Here is a 629-nt window from a genome sequence, read left to right as displayed (position 1 = left end):
GCCGCAGGTAGCCGCTGCGCACCACCGGGTGATCGTCGGCGAGCAGCACGCGGATCATGYGGGCGCCTTGTCGGACAATGCGGTGGCCAGCCGGGATGCAGCCGGCATCGGCACGCGCAGCACCAGCTGCACGCCGGCACCGGGCGATGCGCGCACCTCCAGCTCACCACCCAGCGCCGCGGCCCGCTCGGTGGCACCCAGCAGCCCGAGGCCGCGCGTGGCAGCAGCCAGGTCCATGCCCCGGCCATCGTCCTCCACGCTGAGCTGCAGCTCGCCCTGCGCACTGCGGCCCAGCTTCACGCGCACCGCGCTCGCGCGTGCATGGCGCATCACGTTGGTCAGGGCCTCCTGCGTCACGCGGTAGAGCGCGATGTCAACCGCGTCGCCCAGTTCCCGCGGCAGCGCCTCGTGGTGAAAGATGCAGGGCACGCCGCTGCGCTCCTCCCACGACTCGCACAGCTCCTGCAGCGCGGCGATCAAACCCAGCTCGTCGAGGTTGGCCGGCCGCAGCCGGCGCAGCATGCCGCGCACCGCCTGGTACAGCTGCTGCGCTGCGCGGTCGGCCCGCTCGGCAGACGCCAGCGTGGCCGCCCGGTCGGCCGCGCCGCACAGCCGGATCAGTGCTGTCT

At 73.6% G+C, this 629-nt stretch carries 1 protein-coding gene; it reads right to left on the bottom strand.

Annotated elements, in window-relative coordinates; translation table 11 throughout:
• Positions 1 to 54: 54 nt before the first annotated feature.
• Positions 55 to 629: sensor histidine kinase (locus AC1D15_RS36050; protein WP_477829862.1), on the bottom strand; the 575-nt coding region annotated here is incomplete at its 5' end.

Source organism: Rhizobacter sp. P2_H2, assembly GCF_056403375.1.
Note: the sequence above shows the minus strand (reverse complement) of the source record. Positions and strands in the feature narration are given on the sequence as shown.